Annotated in this window: 16 protein-coding genes; 5 read left to right on the plus strand and 11 right to left on the minus strand. The window is 73.8% G+C overall.

All coding sequences use genetic code 11. The annotated features are described in order from the left end of the window. Nucleotides 1-213 precede the first annotated feature (213 nt). Nucleotides 214-2,040 carry a bifunctional metallophosphatase/5'-nucleotidase gene (locus ACJ6WD_RS18455; RefSeq protein ID WP_407616201.1) on the plus strand — a complete coding sequence of 609 codons (1,827 nt, stop codon included), beginning with the start codon at nucleotides 214-216 and terminating at the stop codon, nucleotides 2,038-2,040. A 97-nt stretch (nucleotides 2,041-2,137) separates the two neighbouring features. Here ACJ6WD_RS18455 and ACJ6WD_RS18460 read toward each other — a convergent pair whose 3' ends face one another. From ACJ6WD_RS18460 to ACJ6WD_RS18475, 4 genes are all read right to left on the minus strand, one after another. After that, nucleotides 2,138-3,574: a lysine N(6)-hydroxylase/L-ornithine N(5)-oxygenase family protein gene (locus ACJ6WD_RS18460; RefSeq protein WP_233658173.1), complete on the minus strand. Its 1,437-nt coding sequence runs from the start codon at nucleotides 3,572-3,574 to the stop codon at nucleotides 2,138-2,140. After that, nucleotides 3,571-4,983, minus strand: coding sequence for an aminotransferase class V-fold PLP-dependent enzyme (locus tag ACJ6WD_RS18465; protein WP_233658172.1), 1,413 nt, complete (start codon nucleotides 4,981-4,983; stop codon nucleotides 3,571-3,573). Before ACJ6WD_RS18465 ends, ACJ6WD_RS18460 begins: the two co-directional genes overlap by 4 nt. 314 nt (nucleotides 4,984-5,297) lie before the next feature. After that, complete coding sequence (gene pepN / locus ACJ6WD_RS18470; RefSeq protein ID WP_407616202.1) at nucleotides 5,298-7,865, minus strand: aminopeptidase N; 2,568 nt, start codon at nucleotides 7,863-7,865, stop codon at nucleotides 5,298-5,300. A 79-nt stretch (nucleotides 7,866-7,944) separates the two neighbouring features. Further along, nucleotides 7,945-8,820, minus strand: coding sequence for an AraC family transcriptional regulator (locus tag ACJ6WD_RS18475; RefSeq protein ID WP_233658351.1), 876 nt, complete (start codon nucleotides 8,818-8,820; stop codon nucleotides 7,945-7,947). Between the two features lie 185 nt (nucleotides 8,821-9,005). Between ACJ6WD_RS18475 and ACJ6WD_RS18480 the strand changes: the two genes are divergently transcribed. Then, nucleotides 9,006-10,793 carry a beta-galactosidase gene (locus ACJ6WD_RS18480; protein ID WP_407616203.1) on the plus strand — a complete coding sequence of 596 codons (1,788 nt, stop codon included), beginning with the start codon at nucleotides 9,006-9,008 and terminating at the stop codon, nucleotides 10,791-10,793. Between the two features lie 43 nt (nucleotides 10,794-10,836). Here the strand turns inward: ACJ6WD_RS18480 and ACJ6WD_RS18485 are convergent, their stop codons facing one another. The 5 genes from ACJ6WD_RS18485 to ACJ6WD_RS18505 all read right to left on the minus strand — a co-directional run bounded on the left by ACJ6WD_RS18485 (nucleotide 10,837) and on the right by ACJ6WD_RS18505 (nucleotide 17,684). Next, entirely contained in the window at nucleotides 10,837-13,905 is a 3,069-nt protein-coding gene (locus ACJ6WD_RS18485) for an endo-alpha-N-acetylgalactosaminidase family protein (RefSeq protein ID WP_407616204.1), read from the minus strand. A 119-nt stretch (nucleotides 13,906-14,024) separates the two neighbouring features. Continuing rightward, on the minus strand, nucleotides 14,025-15,173 hold the full coding sequence (locus ACJ6WD_RS18490) for a sensor histidine kinase (protein WP_407616217.1): 1,149 nt from the start codon (nucleotides 15,171-15,173) through the stop codon (nucleotides 14,025-14,027). A 5-nt stretch (nucleotides 15,174-15,178) separates the two neighbouring features. After that, a complete protein-coding gene (locus ACJ6WD_RS18495; protein WP_016575689.1) occupies nucleotides 15,179-15,853 on the minus strand; it encodes a response regulator transcription factor in 675 nt (224 codons plus the stop codon). A gap of 154 nt (nucleotides 15,854-16,007) precedes the next feature. Continuing rightward, complete coding sequence (locus tag ACJ6WD_RS18500; protein WP_376446912.1) at nucleotides 16,008-16,484, minus strand: hypothetical protein; 477 nt, start codon at nucleotides 16,482-16,484, stop codon at nucleotides 16,008-16,010. Nucleotides 16,485-16,493: 9 nt separating this feature from the next. Then, nucleotides 16,494-17,684 (minus strand): helix-turn-helix domain-containing protein, encoded by a 1,191-nt coding sequence (locus ACJ6WD_RS18505; protein WP_407616205.1) that lies wholly within the window; start codon nucleotides 17,682-17,684, stop codon nucleotides 16,494-16,496. 299 nt (nucleotides 17,685-17,983) lie between these two features. On the opposite strand from ACJ6WD_RS18505, the gene ACJ6WD_RS18510 reads away from it, so the two are divergent. Further along, on the plus strand, nucleotides 17,984-18,358 hold the full coding sequence (locus tag ACJ6WD_RS18510) for a hypothetical protein (protein WP_376446914.1): 375 nt from the start codon (nucleotides 17,984-17,986) through the stop codon (nucleotides 18,356-18,358). Between the two features lie 113 nt (nucleotides 18,359-18,471). Here ACJ6WD_RS18510 and ACJ6WD_RS18515 read toward each other — a convergent pair whose 3' ends face one another. Next, the gene (locus ACJ6WD_RS18515; protein ID WP_016575688.1) at nucleotides 18,472-19,278 is read right to left on the minus strand and encodes a trypsin-like serine protease; all 807 of its coding nucleotides are present in this window, start codon (nucleotides 19,276-19,278) and stop codon (nucleotides 18,472-18,474) included. A 266-nt stretch (nucleotides 19,279-19,544) separates the two neighbouring features. Between ACJ6WD_RS18515 and ACJ6WD_RS18520 the strand changes: the two genes are divergently transcribed. Next, nucleotides 19,545-20,456, plus strand: a complete 912-nt coding sequence (locus tag ACJ6WD_RS18520; RefSeq protein WP_376554448.1) for a hypothetical protein — start codon at nucleotides 19,545-19,547, stop codon at nucleotides 20,454-20,456. Nucleotides 20,457-20,510: 54 nt separating this feature from the next. On the opposite strand, the gene ACJ6WD_RS18525 is transcribed toward ACJ6WD_RS18520, so the two are convergent. Continuing rightward, nucleotides 20,511-21,206, minus strand: coding sequence for an alpha/beta fold hydrolase (locus ACJ6WD_RS18525; RefSeq protein WP_233658167.1), 696 nt, complete (start codon nucleotides 21,204-21,206; stop codon nucleotides 20,511-20,513). A 179-nt stretch (nucleotides 21,207-21,385) separates the two neighbouring features. Here ACJ6WD_RS18525 and ACJ6WD_RS18530 point away from each other — a divergent pair, with 179 nt between their 5' ends. Further along, entirely contained in the window at nucleotides 21,386-22,429 is a 1,044-nt protein-coding gene (locus ACJ6WD_RS18530) for a LacI family DNA-binding transcriptional regulator (RefSeq protein WP_376446915.1), read from the plus strand. The last annotated feature ends 44 nt before the right edge of the window (nucleotides 22,430-22,473 follow it).

Genomic DNA, 22,473 nt, shown 5'->3' on the forward strand with positions numbered 1-22,473 from the left:
TCTGGTGCGGGGGTGGGGGTCTGGAGTTGCAGGGTTGCACAGTGGGGGCGGGGTGCGGTTGGTCATCGGATCGCAACCTGTGGGGGGTGTTGCGCCGGGGGCGGCTGCGCCAGAATCTACGCGCGTTGCCCGGGTCGTTGCGTCCGGGCTTGCCGTGCGGTGCCGGGCGTGCACCGCGGGCTGTCAGGCACCGTGTTCTTTCTGGGAGTTGCGATGACGTTCGACCGGAGGAAGTTCCTGGGTGGTTCCGTGGTGGCGGGGGCGGGGGTGGTGCTCGCGGGGGCGGGCGCGCCGGCTGCCGCCGCGGCGCCGGTCGGGACGGCCGGCGGGGGCGGTGCGAACGGTCCGGGCCGCGGGCGGGACCGCTACGCGTTCACGGTGATGGGGACGACGGATCTGCACGGGAACGTCTTCAACTGGGACTACGCCACCGACGCGGAGTTCGACGACAAGGACCACAACGACGTCGGCCTGGCGAAGATCTCCACGCTGGTGCACGACGTCCGCCGCGCGAAGGGGCGGGAGAACACCCTGCTGATCGACGCGGGCGACACCATCCAGGGCACGCAGTTGGCGTACTACTACGCGAAGGTGGATCCGATCACGGGTCCGCGCGGTCCGGTGCATCCGATGGCGCGGGCGATGAATGCGATCGGCTACGACGCGGCGGCGCTGGGGAATCACGAATTCAATTACGGGATTCCGGTGTTGCGGAAGTTCGAGGAGAGTTGCCGCTTTCCGCTGTTGGGGGCGAATGCGGTGGATGCGAAGACGCTGCGGCCGGCGTTCCGGCCGTATGTGATCAAGCGGATGCGGACGGCGCGCGGCCGGGACGTGCGGGTGGCGGTGCTGGGTCTGACGAATCCGGGCATCGCGATCTGGGACAAGGCGAACGTGCAGGGGAAGCTGGCGTTTCCTGGGCTGGTGGAGCAGGCCGCGAAGTGGGTGCCCAAGCTGCGGTCGATGGGTGCCGACGTGGTGGTGGTGGCGGCGCATTCGGGGACCAGCGGCACGTCGTCGTACGGGGATCAGTTGCCGTACGTGGAGAACGCGGCGGTGTTGGTGGCGGAGCAGGTGCCGGGGATCGACGCGATCCTGGTGGGGCACGCGCATGTGGAGATCCCGGAGCGGCGGGTGGTGAACAAGGCGACGGGCCGGGAGGTGGTGCTGTCGGAGCCGTTGAAGTGGGGGCAGCGGCTGACGTGCTTCGACGTGGAGGTGGAGTGGCGTCGGGGGCGGTGGGCGGTGGCGTCGGTGGCGTCGAAGGTGCTCAACACCAACGCGGTGGTGGAGGATCCGCGGATCACGCAGATGCTGCGGTCGGCGCACGCCAAGGTCGTGACGTACGTGAACCGGGTGATCGGGAAGTCGACGGTCGCGATGTCGGCGGCCGAGGCGCCGGTGAAGGACGCGCCGGTGCTGGACTTCATCGCGTTCGTGCAGGCGGAGGCGGTGCGCAAGGCGCTCGCCGGGTCGGCGCACGCGGGGCTGCCGGTGGTGTCGCAGGCGTCGTGCTTCTCGCGGACGGCGAACGTGCCGGCGGGGGAGGTGTCGATCCGGTCGATGGCGGCGCTGTATCCGTTCGACAACACCCTGGAGGCACGGGTGCTGACGGGGAAGCAGTTGCGCGAGTACCTGGAGTTCTCGGCGCGGTACTACGTGCGGACTGCGCCGGGCGGTCCGGTGGATCCGGCGCGGATCACCAATGCGGACGGGACGCCGGACTACAACTACGACGCGGTGCGCGGGGTCGGGTACGAGATCGACATCGCGAAGCCGGCGGGTCAGCGGATCGGGAAGCTGACGTTCGACGGGAAGCCGGTGGCGGATGCGGCGCGGTTCGTGTTGGCGGTGAACAACTACCGGGCGAGTGGGGGTGGCGGCTTCCCGCACGTGGCGTCGGCCGAGCAGGTGTGGTCGACGTCGGAGGAGATCCGGAATCTGATCATCGCGTGGGTGGAGGCGAGCGGGGTGATCGATCCGGCGGCGTTCGCTTCGGTGGAGTGGAGGCTGACGCGGGACGGGGTGCCGGTGTTCTAGGCCCGTGGCCGGTGTGCGCGCGGTCCGCGGGCCGTGCGCCGCGGTGCCGGTGGGCCGCCCCTCTCCCCCGGTCCCGGGGTGGGAGGGGCGGTGGCGTTCAGTGGCGGGGGACGAGCGTGGAGCCCTGGCGGGGGACGGTGCCGGTGCGGCGGGTCGGGGGGTGGCTGAGGCCGAAGGTGGTGAAGGAGGTGCGGGTGGGGAGGGAGTAAGTGGGTGTGTTGGTGAGGGAGTTGAGGATGGTGGCGCTGCGCCAGGCGGCGAGGCCGAGGTCGGGGGTGCCGACGCCGTGGGTGTGGCGTTCGGCGTTTTGGACGTAGAGGGAGCCGGTGATGGCGGGGTCGAGGACGAGGCGGTGGTGCTCGTCGACGCGGGGGCGTTCGGAGGCGTCGCGGCGGAGGTAGGGGTCGAGGGCGGCGAGCAGGGTGTCGAGGCGGCGTTCGCGGTAGCCGGTGGCGAGGACGACGGCGTCGGTGGTGAGGCGGGAGCGGCTGCCCTGTTGGGCGTGTTCGAGGTGGAGCTCGACCTTGGTGGTGCCGACCCGGCCGGCGGTGCGGACCTGGACTCCGGGGGTGAGGACGGCGTTGGGCCAGCCGCCGTCGAGGGTGCGGCGGTAGAGCTCGTCGTGGAGGGCGGCGAGGGTGTCGTGGTCGATGCCCTTGTAGAGCTGCCATTGGGCCGGGAGGAGCTCGTCGCGGACGCGTTCGGGCAGGGCGTGGAAGTAGCGGGTGTAGTCGGGGGTGAAGTGCTCCAGGCCGAGCTTGCTGTACTCCATGGGCGCGAAGGCCGGGGTGCGGGCGAGCCAGTGGAGGTTCTCGCGGCCGGCGGGGCGGGCGCGCAGTTGGTCGAGGAAGATCTCCGCGCCTGACTGGCCGGCGCCGATGACGGTGAGGTGGTCGGCGGCGAGGAGCCGGTCGCGGTGGTCGAGGTAGTCGGCGGCGTGGATGACGGGGACGGTGGGGGCCTCGGCGAGCGGGCGCAGCGGGACGGGGATGTGGGGGGCGGTGCCGATGCCGAGGACGAGGTTGCGGGCGTAGGTGCGGCCGAGGGCTTCGGCCTCGCCGTCGGCGTCGAGTTGGGTGAAGTCGACTTCGAAGAGGCTGCGTTCGTGGTTCCAGCGGACGGCGTCGATGTGGTGGCCGAAGTGGAGGGAGGGGAGGTTCTCGCTGACCCATCGGCAGTAGGCGTCGTATTCGGCGCGGTGGATGTGGAAGCGCTCGGCGAAGTAGAAGGGGAAGAGGCGTTCGCGGGTCTTGAGGTAGTTGAGGAAGGTCCAGGGGCTGGCGGGGTCGGCGAGGGTGACGAGGTCGGCGAGGAAGGGGACTTGAAGGGTGGCGCCGTCGATCAGGAGGCCGGGGTGCCAGTGGAAGGCGGGGTGCTGGTCGTAGAAGGCGGTGCGGAGCTCGGTCAGCGGGTGGGCGAGGGCGGCGAGGGAGAGGTTGAACGGGCCGATGCCGATGCCGACGAGGTCGAGGGGTTCGTCGGGGCCGGGGGTGTCGGTGGCGGTGCCGGGCTCGGTGTGCGGTGGGGTGTTCATCGCGGGGTGTGGCCTTCCACGAGCTTGAGGAGGTGGGTGAGGTCTCCGGGTTGGGTGTGGGGGTTGAGGAGGGTGGCTTTGAGCCAGAGGCCGGTGGGGGTGGTCGCGCGGCCGAGGACGGCGTGGCCTTCGATGAGCAGGGAGCGGCGGATGGCGGCGAGGGCGGTGTCGTCGGCTCCGATGGGGCGGAAGAGGACGGTGGTGAGGGTGGGCTGGGAGTGGAGTTCGTAGCGGGGGTGGGCGTCGACGAGGTCGGCGAAGGTGCGGGCGGCGGCCAGGGTGCGGTCGACGAGGTCGCCGAGGCCCTGGCGGCCCAGGGCCTTGAGGGTGACGGCGATCTTGAGGATGTCGGGGCGGCGGGTGGTGCGCAGCGAGCGACCGAGGAGGTCGGGGAGGCCGGCTTCGGTGTCGTCGTCGGCGTTGAGGTAGTCGGCCTGGTGGGCGAGGGGGGTGAGGGTGGCCGGGGCGGGGACCGCGAGGAGGCCCGCTGCGACGGGTTGCCAGCCGAGTTTGTGCAGGTCGAGGGTGACGGTGTGGGCGCGGGTGAGGCCGGTGAGGGCGCTGCGGTGGGTGTCGCTGAAGAGGAGCGGGCCGCCGTAGGAGGCGTCGACGTGGAAGCGGGCGCCGTGCTGGTCGGCGAGGTCGGCGAGGGCCGGGAGGGGGTCGATGGTGCCGGCGTCGGTGGTGCCGGCGGTGGCGGTGAGGAGGATCGGCCCGGTGCGTCCGGTGAGTTCGGCGAGGCAGGTGTGGACGGTGGCGGGGTCGAGGGTGCCGTCGGGGGTGGGGAGGGTGACGGGTTCGGGGAGCCCGAGGAGCCAGGCGGCGCGGTGGATGCTGTGGTGGGCGTTGGCGCCGCAGACGATCCGTAGGGGGTCGGTGGGGTGCGGGGGGCGGGGTGCCTCGCGGGCCAGGAGGACGGCGAGTTGGTTGGATTCGGTGCCGCCGGTGGTGACCAGGGCGTCGGGTGCGGTGGCCGCGGGGTAGACGAGGCCGGCGAGCGCGCGGGCGGTGAGGACTTCGAGTTCGGAGGCGGCGGGGGCCTGGTCCCAGGAGTCCATCGAGGGGTTGAGGGCGCCGGCGGCGAGGTCGGCGGCGGTGGCCAGGGCCAGCGGGGGGCAGTGCAGGTGCGCGGCGCAGTGCGGGTCCGCGGGGTCGGCGGCACCGGCGGCGAGGGTGTGGACGAGGGTGCGCAGGGCGGCGTGCGGGCCGGCGCCCTGCTCGGGGAGGAGGGGGAGGCAGGCGTCGCGGACGGTGCGCGCGACGGCGTCGGGGCCGCCGGGCGGGAGGGGGCCGGAGCGGTCCTGGGCGCCGGTGGTGAGGGCGTCGAGGACGATGTCAAGGAGGGGGCGGAGCGCGCGGGGGCCGTCGGTGCCGCCTGCAAGGGCGGTGCCGGCAGGGGCGACTGGCATCAAGGGGCTCTTCTTCAACGGGAGTTGGGTGCACGGGCACCGGGTCTTAGGCCGCCCTAAGTTACTGGTCCGGTACGGCGGGTATCCACCCGTTGCGCCGGGACCACCCGTTCGTGGGACGGATGTCCCGCAGGTGTTCGGTTGCCTGCGGTCTTGCGTCCCGTCGAAGGGCGGGGGTGCGGCCGGTGGCGCGCATGCGGCGCGGGTGCCGCCGGCGGTCCGCGTTCCGCCGGGCGACACCCGCGTCGTCGGGGTCCGCTGCGCCGTGGCTGCCGGCGGCCGCGTCTCCCGTGTGGGGTGGGGCTGCGGGCCGGCTACCGCACGGCGGCCGCCCGCACTCGCAACGCCCGTCGCAGGTCGGCCAGTTGGTCGTCGAGGGTGCGCCGCAGGGCCGGGGTAGGGTCGCCCTCGGCCAGGCACTGCTCGCCGCGGCGGAGGGTCTCCTCCTCGACGAGGACGGCGGGGAACGCCCACCGGCCGGCGGCCTTGGCGAGGGCGGGGCCGCGGCGGACGGCGAGGGCGGGCACCTCGGTGAAGTAGCGGGCGACGTAGGGGCGGAGCAGGTCCTGCTGTTCGGCCGCCCAGAAGCCGGTGGCGGTGGCGGTGAAGAGGTAGTTGGAGAGTTCGGAGCCGGCATCGGTGCCGAACAGGGCCTGCCACGCGGCCTGTTTGGCTTCCGGGTCGGGGAGGGCGGCGCGGCAGCGGGCCGCGCCCTCCTGGCCGGTGGCGCTCTGGTCACGGGCGAGTTCGGCGTCGATGAGGTCGTGGAGTTCGGGCAGGGGGGCGGCGCCGAGCGTGGCGAGTCGGGTGAGGATCCGCCAGCGCAGTTCGTGATCCAGGGTGGGGCCGCCGGGGATGCTGCCGTCGGCGAGCCATTCCTGGATGCCCTCGGGGGTGGTGGCGCTGTCGATGAAGGCGCGGACGGCGGTCAGCCGCAGGCCGGCTTCGGGGCCGTGGCCGGGGCCTTCGGTGCGGCGCAGGATGTCGCGGCTGAGGGCGGTGAGGGTGGTCAGCGCGGTGTGGCGGGTGGTGGCGGCCGGCTGTCCCGGGGACGACGGGGCGGAGGGGAGGTAGCGGTCGGCGAGTTGGGTGCGGGCGAAGGCCAGTACGCCCTGGACGACGGCGAGCTCGGTCTCGTGCGGGAGGTGGGCGCGGGCCGCTTCGAGGTAGGCGGTGGGCGCCAGTTCGCCGTCGCGGACCAGGTCGCGGGCGGCGTTCCAGACGACCGCGCGGGTCAGCGGGTCGGGCAGCCCGGACAGCGTGCGGGCGGCGGTCTCCCAGGAGGCGGCGTCGAAGCGGACCTTGGCGTAGGTGAGGTCGCCGTCGTTGAGGACGACGAGGGCGGGGGCGGCCTTGGGGAAGGTGTGCCGGGCGGGGGCGCCGTCCGCCGGGACGTCCACGTCGAAGCGGTCGCGCAGCGCGAGCCGGTCGGGGTGGCCCGGGTCGGGGTCGTAGGCGCCGACGGCGATGCGGTGCGGGCGGCTGCCGGTGTGGGCGACGTCCAGGTGCCAGGTGCCGGCGTCCTCGGTGACGGTGGGGGTGAGGGTGTCGACGCCGGTGGTGCGCAGCCAGCGGGCGGCCCAGGCGTGGACGTTGCGGTCGGTGGCGCGGGCCAGGGAGTCGAGGAAGTCGGCGAGGGTGGCGTTGCCGAAGCGGTGCCGGGCGAAGTGGTCGTTGATGCCGGCGAGGAAGTCCTTCTCGCCCATCCAGGCGACGAGTTGGCGCAGTGCGGAGGCGCCCTTGGCGTAGGAGATGCCGTCGAAGTTGAGGAGGGCGGAGGCGGTGTCCGGGACGTCCTCGGGGGCGGGGGCGACGGGGTGGGTGGAGGGGCGCTGGTCGGCGTCGTAGCCCCAGCCCTTGCGGGCGATCGCGAAGTCGGTCCAGGTGTCGCGGAAGCGGGTGGCTTCGGAGAGGACCTGGTAGCCCATGTACTCGGCGAAGGACTCGTTCAGCCAGATGTCGTCCCACCACCGGAGGGTGACGAGGTCGCCGAACCACATGTGGGCCATCTCGTGGGCGATGACCATGCCGCGGGTCTGCCGCTCGGTGTCGGTGACGGCGGAGCGGAAGACGAATTCGTCGCGGAAGGTGACCAGTCCGGGGTTCTCCATCGCGCCGGCGTTGAACTCGGGGACGAACGCCTGGTCGTAGGAGTCGAAGGGGTACGGCTCCTCGAAGATCTCGTGGTAGCGGTCGTAGCAGCGGCGGGTGAGGTCGAGGAGTTCCTCGACGTCGGCGTCGAGGTGCGGGGCGAGCGAGCGGCGGCAGTGCAGGCCGAAGGGCAGGCCGGCGTGCTCGGTGTGGACGGAGTGCCAGGGACCGGCGGCGACGGCGACGAGGTAGGTGCTGATGCGGGGGGTGGCGGCGGCCCGCCAGGTGCCGTCGGGGAGCTGCTCGGTGCGGCCGTTGGCGAGGACGGTCCAGGTGGGCGGTGCGGTGACGGTCAGCTCGAAGGCGGCCTTGAGGTCGGGCTGGTCGAAGGCGCCGAAGACCCGTTGGATGTCGTCCATGAAGAGCTGGGTGTAGACGTAGTCCTCGCCGTCGGCGGGGTCGGTGAAGCGGTGCATGCCCTCGCCGGTGCGGGAGTAGCGCATGGTGGCGTCGAGGCGGAGTTCGTGGGGGCCGGCGGCCAGGCCGGTGAGCGGCAGGCGGTTGTCGTCCAGCGCGGCCGGGTCCAGGGGGTGGCCGTCGAGGGTGGCGGCGTGGAGCGTGGCGGGCCGGATCTCGACGAAGGTGTCGCCCGGTTCGCGGGCGGTGAAGTGGATGACGGTGCGGGAGGTGAACTCCTCGTCGCCGTGGGTGAGGTCGAGGGCGACCTCGTACCGGTGGACGTCGAGCAGGTGGGCACGGGCCTCGGCCTCAGGGCGCTGCAATACGGGCATGCCCGGCAGCTTGCCACGTCGGGGGCGCGCGGGTGCGGGGAGTTTCGCCGTCCCGTCGGCCGTGGGGCGGGCGGTGGCGTCACTCCACCCTCGGGGGGTCCGCGGGGTCCGGCACCTGCGTCGACCATCCCCCGGGCACCCGGCGGACCTGGCGGTCGCGGAAGCGGGCCGGGGCGAGGCCGACGCGGCGGGTGAAGAGGCGGCTGAAGTAGGCGGGGTCGTCGTAGCCGACGCGGCGGGCGACGGCCGCGATGGGGAGTTCGGTGGCGATCAGGAGTTCCTTGGCGCGGCCCAGGCGGATGCCGAGGAGGTAGTCCTTGGGGCTGCATCCCGCGCCGCGGCGGACCGCGGTGCGCAGTGCGGCGGGGGTCATGCCGTGCCGGGCGGCGTGCTCGACGACCGAGAGCGGGAGGAAGGCGTCGCGGGCGAGGGCGGCGAGCACCGGTTCGCCGTCGGCGTCGGTGTCGGCGCGGGCGCGGCGCAGGGCGACGAGGAGTTCGTGGACGGCGGCGGCGGTCTCGACCTCCAGCAGCGGGTTGCCGCGGCGGGCGGCGCGGGCGATGCGGCCGATCGCGGTGCGGGCCGGGCCGGCGTCGGCGAGCGGGACGACGGGTTGCTGCGGCTCGATGTAGCCGAGTTCGGTGTAGGTGTCGGCGGCGGGTCCGGTGAAGTCGACGAAGCTCTCGTCCCAGCCGGTGGCGGGGTCGGCGCCGTAGTGGTGGGGGACGCCGGGCAGGAGCCAGAGCAGGGCGGGGGCGGTGACGGTGCGGCGCCGGCCGTCGGGGGTGGTGCACCAGCCGCGGCCGGCGCTGATGACGACGGCGACGTGGTGGTCGAGGGTGCGGGGTCCGACGGGCGGCAGGGTGCCGTGTTGCAGGCCGACGCCCAGGCAGACCAGGCCGAGGCGGTGGTGGAGCGGGCTGGGGGTGAAGTAGCGCATCCAGGTGTGGTACATGCCGCCCGGCCTCCCGTCCTCGTGCGCCGCCGCTCCGTCGGCCGCGCGCGCCGGAACGCCGGACGCCGAACCGTCGAACCATCCAAGCACCGTCGATCTTTGTCCATGGACCGGCCGGCCGCCAGAGGGCGAGGGTGTGGGCGGCCGGGGAACGACCAGTCGGGAGGCGTCAGGTGCGGTTTGCCGTGGGGGAACGGGACTTCGAGGCGGACGGGCGGCCGGTGCGGCTGCTGTCGGGGGCGTTGCACTACTTCCGGGTGCACGAGGCGCAGTGGGGGCACCGGTTGGCGATGCTGCGGGCGATGGGGCTGAACTGCGTGGAGACGTACGTGCCGTGGAACTGGCACGAGCCGCGCCCGGGTGAACTGCGGGACGTCGCGGCGTTGGGCCGGTTCCTCGACGCGGTGCGGGCGGCGGGGCTGCTGGCGATCGTGCGGCCGGGGCCGTACATCTGTGCCGAATGGGAGAACGGCGGACTGCCGTCGTGGCTGACGGGGGCGTTGGGGCGGCGGGTGCGGACCAGGGACGCGGCGTTCCTGCGGGCCGTGGACGGGTGGTGGCGGGCGCTGCTGCCGCAGGTGGTGGCGCGGCAGTGCGACCGGGGCGGGCCGGTGGTGCTGGTGCAGGTGGAGAACGAGTACGGGTCGTACGGCTCGGACGCCGAGTACCTGGGTCATCTCACGCGGCGGTTGCGGGAGTTGGGGGTGACCGTCCCGCTGTGCACCTCGGACGGGGCGGAGGACCACATGTTGACCGGCGGGAGCGTGCCGGGGGTGTTGGCGACGGTGAACTTCGGGTCGGGGGCGCGGGGCGCGTTCGCGGCGTTGCGGCGGCACCGGGGGCGGGGGCCGTTGATGTGCATGGAGTTCTGGTGCGGGTGGTTCGCGCATTGGGGGCGGGCGGCGGACGGGCGGGGTGCGGCGGACGCGGCCGCGGCGCTGCGGGAGGTGCTGGAGTGCGGCGCGTCGGTGAACGTGTACATGGCGCACGGGGGGACGAGCTTCGGCGGGTGGGCGGGGGCCAACCGGGCGGGTGAGCTCCAGGACGGGGCGTTGCTGCCGACGGTGACGTCGTACGACTACGGGGCTCCGGTGGACGAGCGGGGGCGGCCGACGGAGAAGTTCTGGCGCATGCGGGAGGTGTTGGCGCCGTACGCGCAGGGGCCGGTGCCGGAGCTGCCGGAGCCGGAGCCGGTGTTGGCGGGGCCGGTGGGGGTGGTGTTGTCGGGGTGGCTGCCGCTGGACGCGGTGGTGGAGGCGTTGGGGGAGGCGGAGGTGTGCGCGGGGCAGCCGCCGACCTTCGAGGAGTTGGGGGTGGACCGGGGCCTGGTCCGCTACCGGCTGGCGGTGCCGGGGCCGCGGCGCCCGTACACCCTGAAGGTCGTGGGGCTGCGGGACCGGGCGGTGACGGTGCTGGACGGGGTGCGGGGGCCGGTGCTGGAGGAGGGGGACGCCGGGGACGCGGTGCTGGGCACGGTGCCGGGACCGGCGGTGGTGGAGCTGTGGGTGGAGTCGCTTGGGCGGGTCAACTACGGGCCGCGGTTGGGCGAGCCGAAGGGCATCACGGGTGGGGTGCTGCACGAGCGGCAGTACCTGCACGGGGTGCGGGCGCGGGGGCTGCGGCTGGACGCGGTGGACGGCGCGGCGGGCGCCGCGGCGGTGGCCGGGTTGGCGTTCGGCACCCCGGTGGCGGGGGCGCGCGGGCTGCACCGGGGCACGGTGACGGTGCCGGCGGGCGGCGTGGGCGACGCGGTGCTGGAGTTGCCGGGGTGGACGCGGGGCTTCGCGTGGGTGGGCGGCTTTCCGGTGGGACGGTACTGGTCGGTGGGGCCGCAGCGCGGGCTGTTCGTACCGGGTCCGGTGCTGCGGGAGGGGGAGAACGAGGTGTTGGTGTTGGAACTGGAAGGCCCAGACAGCCCAGACGGCGCGGACGGCGCGGACGGCGCGGCGGGGCCGCCGCGGCTGGTGCCGTGAGGCGGGCGGGCCGGGGCGGGCGCCGCCCCGGCCCGCCGGCTCCTCACGCCTCGGTGATCTGGAAGGAGTCGAGGACGAGTTCGGCGGTGCCGTCGGTGCCGGTCTTGCGCAGCCCGACCCAGGCTTCGCCGCGTTCGGGTGCGGTGAACTCGTAGCTGAGCGTGGTGGGTTCGACGGCCACGGGCAGGGGTTGACGGGTGAGTTCGCGGGCCGCGGGCTCGTCGACGGCGGTGATCCACGCGTACTGGCCGGCCTGCTCGTTCTCGTAGCGGAAGGTGACGCGGTAGCGGCGGCCGGGGACGAAGCGGGCGGTGTGCGGGACGGTGCGGTAGACGAGACCGGTGTTCTCGCCGCGCGACTTGAGGGACTGGCCGCCGTCGACGACGTCGTCGATCGCCTTGCCGTTCCAGCCGCGCTGGGTGTACGGGGCGTGGCGTTGGGCGAGGTGGGTGCGCGGGTCGGTGGAGCCGCCGGCGTCGCCCTTGACGAAGGGGCCCCAGCCCTGCGGGACGTGCTCGAAGTCCTCGAAGAGGAGGGCGCCCGGCCGGGCGGTGCGGGGCGCGGGCACGACGCGGACGTTGTCGAAGCGGACCCGGGCCGCGCCGGCGGCGGCGCTGAGGGTGAGGGTGGCCGGGCCGCCGCCGTCGGGGACGGTGAAGCGGGTGGTCATGCGCTGGAAGCGGGTGCCGGTCTTGCGGTCGGCGGCGACGTAATTGCCGGCGGTGGAGGTCTCGGTCCAGTTGGTGGCGGTGACGCCGTCCGCGGTGCGGACCGTGAGGGCGGCGCGGCGCCGCTCCCCCGCCGTGGCGCCGACCTCGACCTGGACGGAGGCGGCGTAGTCGCCGGGGGCGAGCCGGGCCAGCCGCTGGGCGACGGTGGCGGCGGCGCCGGCGTCGATGACGAGTTCGTGGTCACCGCGGTCGTTGCGTCGGACGGCGGCCGGGCCGGTGGTCTCCCAGGCGGCGAGGTCGCCGGCGTGGAATCCGGGGTCGACCAGGGGCGTGCCCTCCCCCCAGTGGGGGTCGGGCTGGGCGGGGGCCTTGGTGCGGTAGACGACGTAGGCGGTGGCGGGGCGGGCGGTGAGGGTGATCCGGCCGCCGGTGACGGGGATCCGCGTCTCGTCGGCGCGGCCCTGGTCGGTGAGCCGGTAGGCGTGGACCGCGGACGCGCCGGACCAGCCGCGCGGCAGCTGCCAACTGCTCTGCCCGCCGCGGGGGTTGTAGTGGTAGAGCTTGTCGGGGTCGGTGGCACGGCGGGGTTCCCAGGGCAGGAGGTAGCTGCCGCCGTCGTAGACCGGACGGCCGTCGGTGGTGATCCTGCGAACCCCGTCGGCGTCGGTGACCACGGTGCGGGTCGGGCCTTCGAAGGTGATCTCGTGGTCGGTCCAGGTGCGGATGGGGTACGCCTGGAGGTACTTGGCGGGCAGGGCGTCGTTCCAGACGATGGCGTGGAAGGCGTGCCAGTCGTTCTTGCCGGTCCAGCCCTCGAAGTTGCCCATCCGGGGGGCGCCGAGGAGGGTGGGCCACTTGTCGGCGAAGACGTCCTTCTGGTGGTTGCGCAGGAAGCGGATGAGCCGGGAGTTGATGCCGCGGGAGGTGTCGGGGCCGTAGTCGGTCTCGTTGGCCCAGTGGGACCACAGGGCGGAGCGTTCCAGGCCGTGGCCCCACTCGGTGGCGACCTGCCAGCCCTGCTCGCGCAGGTGGCGTTGGAGCCGGTCGGAGTTCCAGCCGGATTCGCGGAAGACGTCGAGGTAGACGGTGTTCAGGGCGGGGTCGGTCTCGCGGCGGAGCTGGGCGAAGCGGGCCGCGATGGTGCCCGCGGTCAGGTCGCGGCGGGCGTCGATGCGGTAGGACTGGTCGAGCCAGTCCCACTGCTTGTCGTCCTTGTTGACCAGGGTGTCGGAGAAGGCGTGCGCGACGGGGTAGGACTCGGTGGCGTTAACGTGGACGGCGAAGTCGCTGGACCACTTCTTCCCGGCCCGCAGCAGGGTGTTGAGGTCCGCCAGGCCGCCGGCGCGCTGGTTGTAGTTGCCGCCGTAGTCGGGGTGGGCGGAGTCGTGGCCTTCGGACTGGTAGCCCTTCAGCAGCGTGAACTGGCGCAGGCCGTCGGTGGCCAGCGCGATCCGCTTGACGTCGTCGAGGGTGGCGAGGAACGGGTTGGTGGCCTGGCTGGCGAAGTTGAAGGGGATGTGCGGGACGACGCGCAGGTGCTGGGCGTCGGCGCCGAGCGGGTTGACCATCACGTCGCGCAGCGCGACGGCGGCGTCCTGCCAGTCGGTGCGGCCGTCGCCGTTGCGGTCGCGGGTGAGGACGACGGTGGCGTACGGCAGGGGCTCGGTGGCGTCGACGGGTTGGCCGGCGGCGCGGTGGGTCCACTGGCCGGGGGCGAGTTGGGCCTCGACGAGGCCGTCGCGGTGCCGGGTCCGGCGCCAGAGGCGGCCGTTCTCCCACGTGGTGGCGCCGGTGGGGGTGTCGTAGACGGTGTTGGTCTCGATGGCCGCGGCGAGTTGGTCGGTGGCGACGACGGCGTAGGCGCAGCCGGTGGGGGCGGGGTCGGCGGGGGTGTCCGCGGTGACCTCGATCAGGGTGTCGCCGCTGGTGGCCTTGTCGAGTTGGAGGCGGGCGGCGAGGAGGTGGGCGCCGGGTTGGTCGCTGCGGACGCTGAGCAGGGCGAGGTCGGGGATCTGGAGGGTGCCGACGCGCAGGGCGGGGGTGTCGTGGACGGCGGTGACGCGCCAGGTGACCTGCCAGCCGTCGACGGCGATCTCGACGGTCAGGGTGGTGCCGCCGTCGAGGGCGAGGGTGTAGGCGGCGCGGTCGGCGCGGGCCCGGTGGGTGACGCGGGGGGTGTGTGCGGTGCCGTCGACGAGGATCTGGGTGACGGGGGTTTCCTGGCCGTGCAGGACGGCGCCGGTGGCGCGGTCGGTGTAGCCGAGGACGCGGGGGAAGGCCGGGTCGACGCGGACGTCCAGCGCGGTGGAGCGCAGGACCGTTGCGTCGGTGCGGGGCGCGGCGGCCGCGGTGCGGGTGCCGAGCGGGAGGGCGGTGGCGACGCCGGCGAGTGCGGTGGCGGCGACGAGTTGTCTGCGGCTGGGCCCTGGCTGTGCGGTCACGCGCGTCCTCCTCGGTGGCGGTGCGGCCTGTCGGCGGACAGCGTGCGCGGCGGGCGGGGCGCAGGCCCATGGACTAAGGGGCGGGAGGTGTTGGACAGATGTGGCCGGCGAGCGCGGGGTCAGTCGCCGGCCGGGTCGCTCGCGGGCAGGACGGCGGTGACCTCCCAGCCGCCTTCGGGTGCCGGGCCGGCGGTGAGCGTGCCGCCCAGGGCCTCGGCCCGCTCGGTGAGGCCGGCCAGCCCGAAGCCTCCGCCGCGGGCCGCTTCGGCCAGGCGGGCCGGCGTGCCGCCGTCGTTGGCGATGCGCAGTTCGGTGCCGCGGGGCACGGTGTGCACGGTGATGCGGACCGCGGTGGCGTCGGCGGCGTGCTTGCGGACGTTGGTGAGCGCCTCGCGGACGATGCGGTGGACGGCGGCGGCCACTTCGGGGGGCAGGGCGCGGTCCAGGCCGGGTTCGAGGTCCAGGGTGACCGGCGGGCCGGTGCGGGTGAACGCCTCGGCCAGCGCCCGGACCTCGGCGAGGCCGGCGACCGGGGTGGTGCGGGCCTCGCCCTCGCGCAGTACCCGCACCAGCCGGCGCATGGCGCCGAGCGCCTCACCGCCGGAGGTCTCGATCCGGGCGAAGGCGTCGACGGCCCGCGGACCGTCGAGGGCGGTGAAGCGGGCGGCCCGGGCCTGCACGACGATGCCGGTGACGTGGTGGGCGACGAGGTCGTGGAGTTCCCTGGCCAGTTCGAGGCGTTCGGCGTCCCGCACCGCGGCCAGGTCGCGCAGCCGGCCGGCGTCCTGCCAGCGCAGGATCAGCGAGTAGGCGGTGACGACGACGGTCAGCACGCCGTAGACCACGGTGAAGACGCCCATCCGGATGTCCCGCATGGGCGCCAGGACGCAGGACAGGCCGAGCAGCGGGCCGAGGACGGCGGCGGTGCGACCGGGGGCCCGCCGCACCACGGCGGTGAGCAGGACCAGCAGGGCGATGCCCTCGCCCAGGCCCCAGACCCGCAGGGCGTGCTGGCCGGCGATCAGCACGGCGGAGGCGGTGAGCGAGACCGCGACGGCGATCCGGGCCCGGAGGGTCAGCGGGATCCGGCGGTACGGCACGGCGCACAGGCAGACCACGACGGCCGCGGCGACGACGATGGCGTGCGGCCGGGTGGGCTGTTGGGTGAGCACCACCGACTCGACGCCGACGAGGAAGAGCAGGACCGCGGCGAGGGCGGTCTTGGCGGCGGCGGCCTTGCGGGGGTGGGCGCGGGCCCACCCGGACATCGGGCTCATCCGCCGCTGGCCAGCCCGGTCTCCCAGGCCCAGGCGGCGATCTCGACGCGGTTGCGGGCGGCCAGTTTGGCCTGCACGTTGGCCAGGTGCGTCTTGACCGTGGAGAGCGAGACGAAGAGTTCGTCGGCGATCTCGGCGTTGGTGCGGCCGGTGGCCAGGGCGCGGACGACCTGTTCCTCGCGCTCGGTGAGCGGTTCGCCGGGCGTACGGGCGGTGGCGCGGCCGGCGGTGGGGGCCATGGTGCGCAGCAGCCGCAGGGTGATGGCGGGTGAGACCAGGGCGTCGCCGGCGGCCGCGGCGCGGACCCCCTCGACGAGCAGCGCGGGGCTGGCGTCCTTCAGGAGGAAGCCGCAGGCGCCGCCGTGCAGCGCGGCGTGCACGTACTCGTCCAGGTCGAAGGTGGTGACGATGACGATCCTGGGGCGGTCGTGGAACTCGGGGTGGGTGGCGGCACGCTCGGCGAGCCGGCGGGTGACCTCCAGGCCGTCCAGCTCCGGCATCCGGATGTCGAGCAGCAGCACGTCGGGCTGGAGCCGCTCGACGGCCTCCAATGCGGCGGCGCCGTCGGTGACGTCGTCCAGCACCTCGATGTCGGGCTGGCTCTCCAGGATCATCCGGAAGCCCGTCCGGACCATCTCCTGGTCGTCGGCGATGACCACGCTGATCGGCATGGCTCCATCGGACCCGGGGCCCCCGGCGCCCGCAAGCCACGGCGGCGGATGGCGGTACGGGCCGGGGCGGCGGACCCGCCCGGGGCGGGTCCGCCGCCCTGGCCCGCACGCTCCGGCCGACCGCCCCTGCAGGGGCGTCTACCAGCTGCGCGACCTAGTCACGCGTAGCCCCCTTCGGCCACAACACCCGCACCGGAACTCCCGTCCGCCGCGCGTAGGCGACCACATCGGCGGTGCCGCCGTAGCCGCGTGCCGGCCGCCCGTCCCACACGGCCAGCAGTTCGTCGACGAGGCCGACGAGGGCCTCTGAGCCGGCCATGTGCGCGGCGGAATCGGAAGCCGTCAGCCCGGTCTGATGCACATCGGCGGCACGGCTGAGCAACTCGTCGTAGGTCGCGTGGTGCCACGCGGGGAGACCGGCACGGTACTCCGCGGCCGGGACGACGACGTCCAGTCGCCCCCCGGCCCCCAGGGCGGCTTCGGCGAACCACGCGTCCGGCCCGTCCGCGATACACGAGACCGCCACCAGTTTCGTCGGGTCGTACCCGCTGACCACGTGCGTCAGTTGTTCCCGCACCAGCAGCTCCACCTCGGCACTCAGGCCGCGGTGTCCGGTGATCCCCACGCGCATTCCGTCCTCCTACAGATAGACGCCGTGCAGCCGCTCATCGAATGCGCGCACCGACTTGGGCGGTGAGCCGGTGGTCAGCTTCCGGCGCACGGCACGCGCCCGTTCCACGATCCGGCCGGAACGGTAGCGAAGTCCGGTCTCCACTGCCCGGGCAGCGAGCGAGAAGGCGCCGTCCACGCGTCCGGCCGCGAGATGACCGGTCGCGATGTCCAGCATCAGCAAGGCGCGTTGCTTTTCGTGTCCGGTCGCAAGGACTTCCGCGTCCGCGGACAGAACCCAGTCCGCCCGCCCGAGCCGGGCGCCACATGCCACGCGCGCGGCGGCGACCTTGGACGGGGTGAAAGTGAACACCCACGGCCACGGGGGCGTCTCCTCCGGCTGTTTCTCAGCGCCGGTGCGGGCCGCGGTCAGCGCTTTGTCAGCGGACCGTCGGTCACCTGCGACGGCGTGTGCGAGCGCTTCGACGGTGGCCAGCCACGTGTCAGCGACAGCCGGGAAATCGCCCTCCACGGCACGGCGGGCGCGCTGCGCGAGGTTGAGGGCCTCCGTGCTGTTACCGGCATGGGCTTCGAATTGGGCCAGACTTCCGGACTGGTAGGCGGTCAGCAAGGGGTCACCGGCGGTGCGCGCGGCCTTGATCGCCGATCCGTACCAGGAGCGCGCCGACCCGTTGTCGCCCATGTCCCACGCGAGCCATCCGGCGAGGCTGGCCGCCTCGCTGCCGACTGCGGCCAGCCGACGTCGGTCACGGTCGCCCTTCGCGGTGTGCGCAATGGTCTGGATGAGGGTCAGGTGCGAGCGCACGGCCTCTGAGAGCGCCCTGCTGGGCGTGGTTCCGTCGAGTCTGCGGTAGGCCGAGGTGGACAGCCGCAGAGCGGCCGCCTGCTCTCCGATCGCGTCCGCCGTAGGGGGCAGGACAGCCAGAGCGGGAGCGGCCGCGGTCACGGCCACCCCGCCGAGGAAACGCCGTCGGTTCACTTCTTCACCGTCGTTCCCGTTCCCCGTCAGGTGGCGGTCGGCAAGTCCCAGCAGCGCCGGCGGGACTTCCAGGTACGCCGCTGCCGTTGCGAGGGTGTGTGTGCGGTACGCGCCTGTGCCCTTCTTCTTCTCCAAGCGGGAGACGGCGGATTGGCTTATCCCCAGAGCCTGGCCGAGCGCGGTTTGCGTGATCCGCTTGTGGACGCGGGCGAGTTCGATCACTTGGCCGTAGTCCCCCGCCTGTGACGCCTCTCTTACGGGCCCACTCCAGAAGTCCACGGCGTACCTCCACGCTACGACTCCACGCGACACCGAGACCGTACTCGTACCCGCTACGCGCATGTCCGTATGCGGATGCCGCATGCGCGATGGTCGCACGTCGACATGGGCCCGTTGACTGTGCGCAAGTGCCCAACTGCCGCTGACAGGGCGGGTCTCGGCACTGCGGCGATCGGTCTCTGGGGTCCCACCAGCGGGCTGCCGGCGCGCTTTTTTCCCCATTGCTGACGGGACGAGGCTCCATGACCATCCAAAAGAAGACCCCCGCCGTCCTCTACATCTGCGCGGAGCGCAGCCCCGCCGCACCGGGGCTGGCGCAGCAGCGCGCCGAGGCCGAGGGGCGCGCACTCGCCCGTGGGCACAGGCTGACGATCGTCGCGACGATCACTGATGTCTTCGGCGAGCCGGACCCGCGTCGGCGTGCCGGCTGGATGCGGGTGCGGGAGCTGGCCGAGTTGGGCGCCGCAGAAGTGGCGATCATGCGCTGGCCGAGCGCGCTCAGTCCACGTCATGAGCTGCGGTACCCCGAGATCGAGTACCTCGGTGGCTACGGCTGTCAGGTCCGGTTCTCCTGGGAGCCGCTGACCGTCATGGCCGGCCGTGGGGCGACTCGGTGAACGACGCCCGCGCCCGACCGGCCCGAGAGCCGCCGGGGTGACCACGGCGGCGGATGGCGGTACGGGCCGGGGCCCGGGGGGTGGCCGGGCCCCGGCCGTCTGGGGTGGGTCGGTCAGCCGAGTTCGGCGGCGGCCTTCTTGATGTCCGCCGCGAAGGTGCTCACCTCGCTGTAGACGCCGGGCTTGCCGGGCCGGGCGCAGCCCTCGCCCCAGGAGACGATGCCGACCTGGATCCACTCGCCGGCGTCGTCCTTGCGGAACATCGGGCCGCCGGAGTCGCCCTGGCAGGTGTCGACGCCACCGGTGTCGAGCTTGCCGGCGCATATCTCGTCGCCGGGCGTGAGGGAGTCCCCGTACGCCTTCTGGCAGGTGGCGTCGTCGACGAACGGGACGGACGCCTTGAGGAGGTAGCGCTGTTGGTCGCCGCCCTCCTTGTCGGCGCCCCAGCCGGCGATGGTGAAGTCGCCCTTGTTGTAGGTGTCGTTCTCGGCGATCTTCAAGGTGGGCTGGTCGATGGGCTTGGCGAGCTTGATCAGGGCCCAGTCCTTGCCCTTGCCGTTGTAGCCGGGGGCCTGGAGGACCTGGGTGGAGTTGACCTTGACGGCCGCCGAGTCCTCCAGGTCGGCCACGCCACCAGTGACGGTGATGGAGGTGTCGGGGCCGCTGCCGTCGACGCAGTGCGCGGCGGTGAGCACGATGTCCTTGGTGTAGAGGGCGCCGCCGCAGCCCATCGACAGCCGGACCATGAAGGGGAATTCGCCCTGGTCGGCGCGGGTGCCGCCGACGACGTGGGAGTGCACGGAGCCGCCGGGGTCGGGGGCGGGGGCGGCCTGCGCCGCGGCGGGCTGGAGGCTGAACGCGGCGAGGGCGATCGCACCGGCGGCGGTGGTTCTCTTCAGGTGCTTCAGGGAGGTGCGCACGGGCTTTCCTTTCGTGGGGGGTCGAAAGCGTCATGACAGGCCCATGCCAAACCCGGCGCCGGGTACGGCCACCGCAAAATCCGCGCGGACGGCGGCAGCACACCGCAAAGCCTCCGGGCATCTGGGCAATGAACCCGTAAAGCGCCCTGTGATTATGTGGAGTCCGGGAACAGAGTGACAAGGGTCAACATCCGGCCAACTCCCTTACCCCCTACGCCCCGTACGCCCTGGTACCCGCCGGACCACCCCGGTCGTACAGTGTCCGGATGACCACCGGCGGCGGCGCGATCGCACACGGCTTCCCGCACCTCGACACGGTCCGCGCGGCCCTCACGGCGCTCTTCCGGCGCCTGTCCCACGACACCGTGAGCACCTTCCCCACCAGCGTGCTGCCGGTGGACGTCGCCTTCGACGACGACGAGGACCTGCACCTGGGCGCCCAGCGCGTCGCCCGCGCCATGGTCCGCCAACTGCACCTGCCGGACGCCCGGATCGTGATCACCTTCCGCGAGATGGAGCACGCCGCGACCGTGGAACTGACCGCCGGGCCGGAGTACTTCGTCGAACTCAACGACCGCTTCCGACGACACCGCAAGGACATCGGCGCCGCCCTCGCCCACGAGGTCACCCACGTCTGGCTGCACCGGCTGGACCTGTCCTTCCCCGGCACCCGCGACAACGAGATCCTCACCGACACCGCCGCCACCTACCTCGGCGCCGGCTGGCTGCTGCTGGACGCGTACCGCGAACACGGCCCGTTCTCGCAGAAGCTGGGCTACCTGACGCCCGAGGAGTTCGGCTACGTGCTGGCCAAGCGCGCGGCCTTCTTCGGCGAGGACCCGTCGCCGTGGTTCACCAGCCCGCAGGCGTACGACGCGTACACCGCCGGGCGGACGCGGGCCGAGCAGGACGCCCGCCGCCCGCCGCTCGCCGGCGCCGGCTGGGCCGCCCGGCTCCGCTACGCCAAGGACCGCCGCGCGGCCGGGACCGCGCACCGCACCGCGCCCGCCGCCGACCCCGGCGGCGGATACGCCTTCGAGACCGCCCCCGGCACCGGCACGCCCCTGCGGGTGTCCTTCCCCTGCCCGGTCTGCTGCCAGCGGATCCGCGTCCCGGTCCGCGGACGCCTCCAGGCCCGCTGCGGCCTGTGCAAGACCCTGCTGGACTGCGACACCTGACGTTGCATCACCCTTGCGGGCCGCCGGGCCGGACGGCCCCGCGGCCCGGCCGGCTCAGATCCACCCCTCCAGCCCGGCCAGGAAGCCGTCGAAGTCGTCGCGGTGGATGGTGTGCCCGGCGCCCCGCACCGTGCGCACCTCGAAGCCGCGCCGGGCCAGCTCCTTGCCCGCCTCCCGCGTGAAGAGGAACCCCTCCCCCGCGATCTGCACCAACGACGGCACCAACGGCCGCTCCGGCGTCCGGTCCTGGAGGTGGCCACCGGAGAGCGCCAGCGCCGTCCCGGTGTCCCAGTCCGCGATCGTGGCCAGCTCGACCGCGACGTCGACGTCGTCCCAGCGCGGGTTGAAGGCGCGCACCCGGGACGCGTCGGCGTTCTTGAACGTCACGAACACCGCCGGGTCGACGGCCTGCCCGACGCCGGCCAACGACCACGCCGGATCGCAGTAGACCGCGCGCCGCGGCCGCAGCCGCTCGACCGCCAGTGACAGCGCGAGCCCGCCCAGCGAGTGCCCGAGGACGACGTCGGCGCCGACCGGCAGGGTGTCCACCAGGTCGTCGGCGAACAGTTCGGCGCCGTAGTCGCCGCGCGGACTGCGGCCGTGGCCGCGCAGGTCGACGCCGATGACGCGGTATCCGCGGGCGGCGAGGGCCGGCCCGACCCGGTGCCAGGTGCGGTGGTCGGACATGATCCCGTGGATCAGCACCGCGGTCCGGTCGCCGTCGCCCCACTCGTGGGTGTGCAGCTGCATCCGTGCCTCTCTCCCGCTCGTCTCCCGCCCGCTCGCGGGCGCCGGTGCGTCGCGCGCGGGGCCCGCCAGGGCCGTCCGGCACGGCCGCACGGTCGAAGTTACACGTGTAAGTTGTCGGCAGGGCGTAAGCGGCGCCGTGCTCCGGCGCCCAGCACCCCTGTGCGAGGATGCCCACCAGCATGACCGATCCCACCGGCCGCGAGGCCGTGCCAACACCCGCGACCAGCGCGGCCGTTGCCCGCCGCGCCGGAGTCTCGCGCGCGACCGTCTCGTACGTGCTCAACGGCCGGGCCGCCGGGCGCGTCGGAGCCGGCGCCCAGGCCCGGGTGCGGGCCGCCGCCGAGGAGTTGGGGTACGTCCCGCACGCGGCCGCGCGCAGCCTGCGGGCCGGTCGGGGCCGGATCGTGCTGCTGGCCGCGCCGGCGGACACCGCACCCGTCTTCGGCCCGCTGTTCACCGACTTCCTGGCCGGTTTCCAGAGTGCGCTGCACCGCCTCGGCTACACCGGCGTGCTGCACGGCGCACCCGCCGACTCCCCGCTGGCCGCCGCCCGCGCCTGGGCCGAACTCCGCCCCGCCGCCGTACTGACCCTGCACGACCCGCCGTTGGACGCACCCGCCGTGGAACTGCTCAGGCGGGCCGGCACCGCGGCGGTGCTCACCCCCGGCCCCCAGGCACCGCCCGGCGCCCACGCCCTCCTGCTGGACCAGTCCGAGGCCGGCCGCCGGGCCGGGGCGCACCTGCTCGCCGCGGGCCGCCGCCGGATCGGCGTGGTGCTGCCGGCCGAACCGGGCCTGGCCGCCCTGGCCGATCCGCGGCTGGCCGGCGTGCGCGCGGTGGCCGCCGGCCACCCCGACGCCGCGGTGCACCCCCTGGACCTGGCGCTCACCGAGGAGTCCGCCGCCCGGCTCGTCGCCCGGTGGCCGGCGCTCGGCCTGGACGCGGTCTTCGCCTACAACGACGCGTACGCGATGCTCCTGATGCGCGCCCTCCAGGACGCCGGTCACACGATCGGGACCGGCCCGGGGCGGATCGCGGTGGTCGGCGCGGACGACCTGCTGCTGGCCCGGCTGCTGCGCCCCCGGCTGACCAGCGTCCGCACCGAGGCCGTCGCCCCGGACCGGCTCGCCCTCCTGGTCGACGCCCTCGTCCGGGCCCCGTCGACGCCGCCGGCCACCCACCGGCTCGGGACCTTCCGCGTCGTGCCCCGCGAATCCGGCTGACGCGACGTCACATGTGCCCGCACGCAAAGGACTTGGAGTGCCTC

Origin of the sequence: Streptomyces sp. VTCC 41912 (assembly GCF_045799175.1) — a bacterium.
In the GTDB taxonomy this organism is placed as follows: domain Bacteria; phylum Actinomycetota; class Actinomycetes; order Streptomycetales; family Streptomycetaceae; genus Streptomyces; species Streptomyces albulus_C.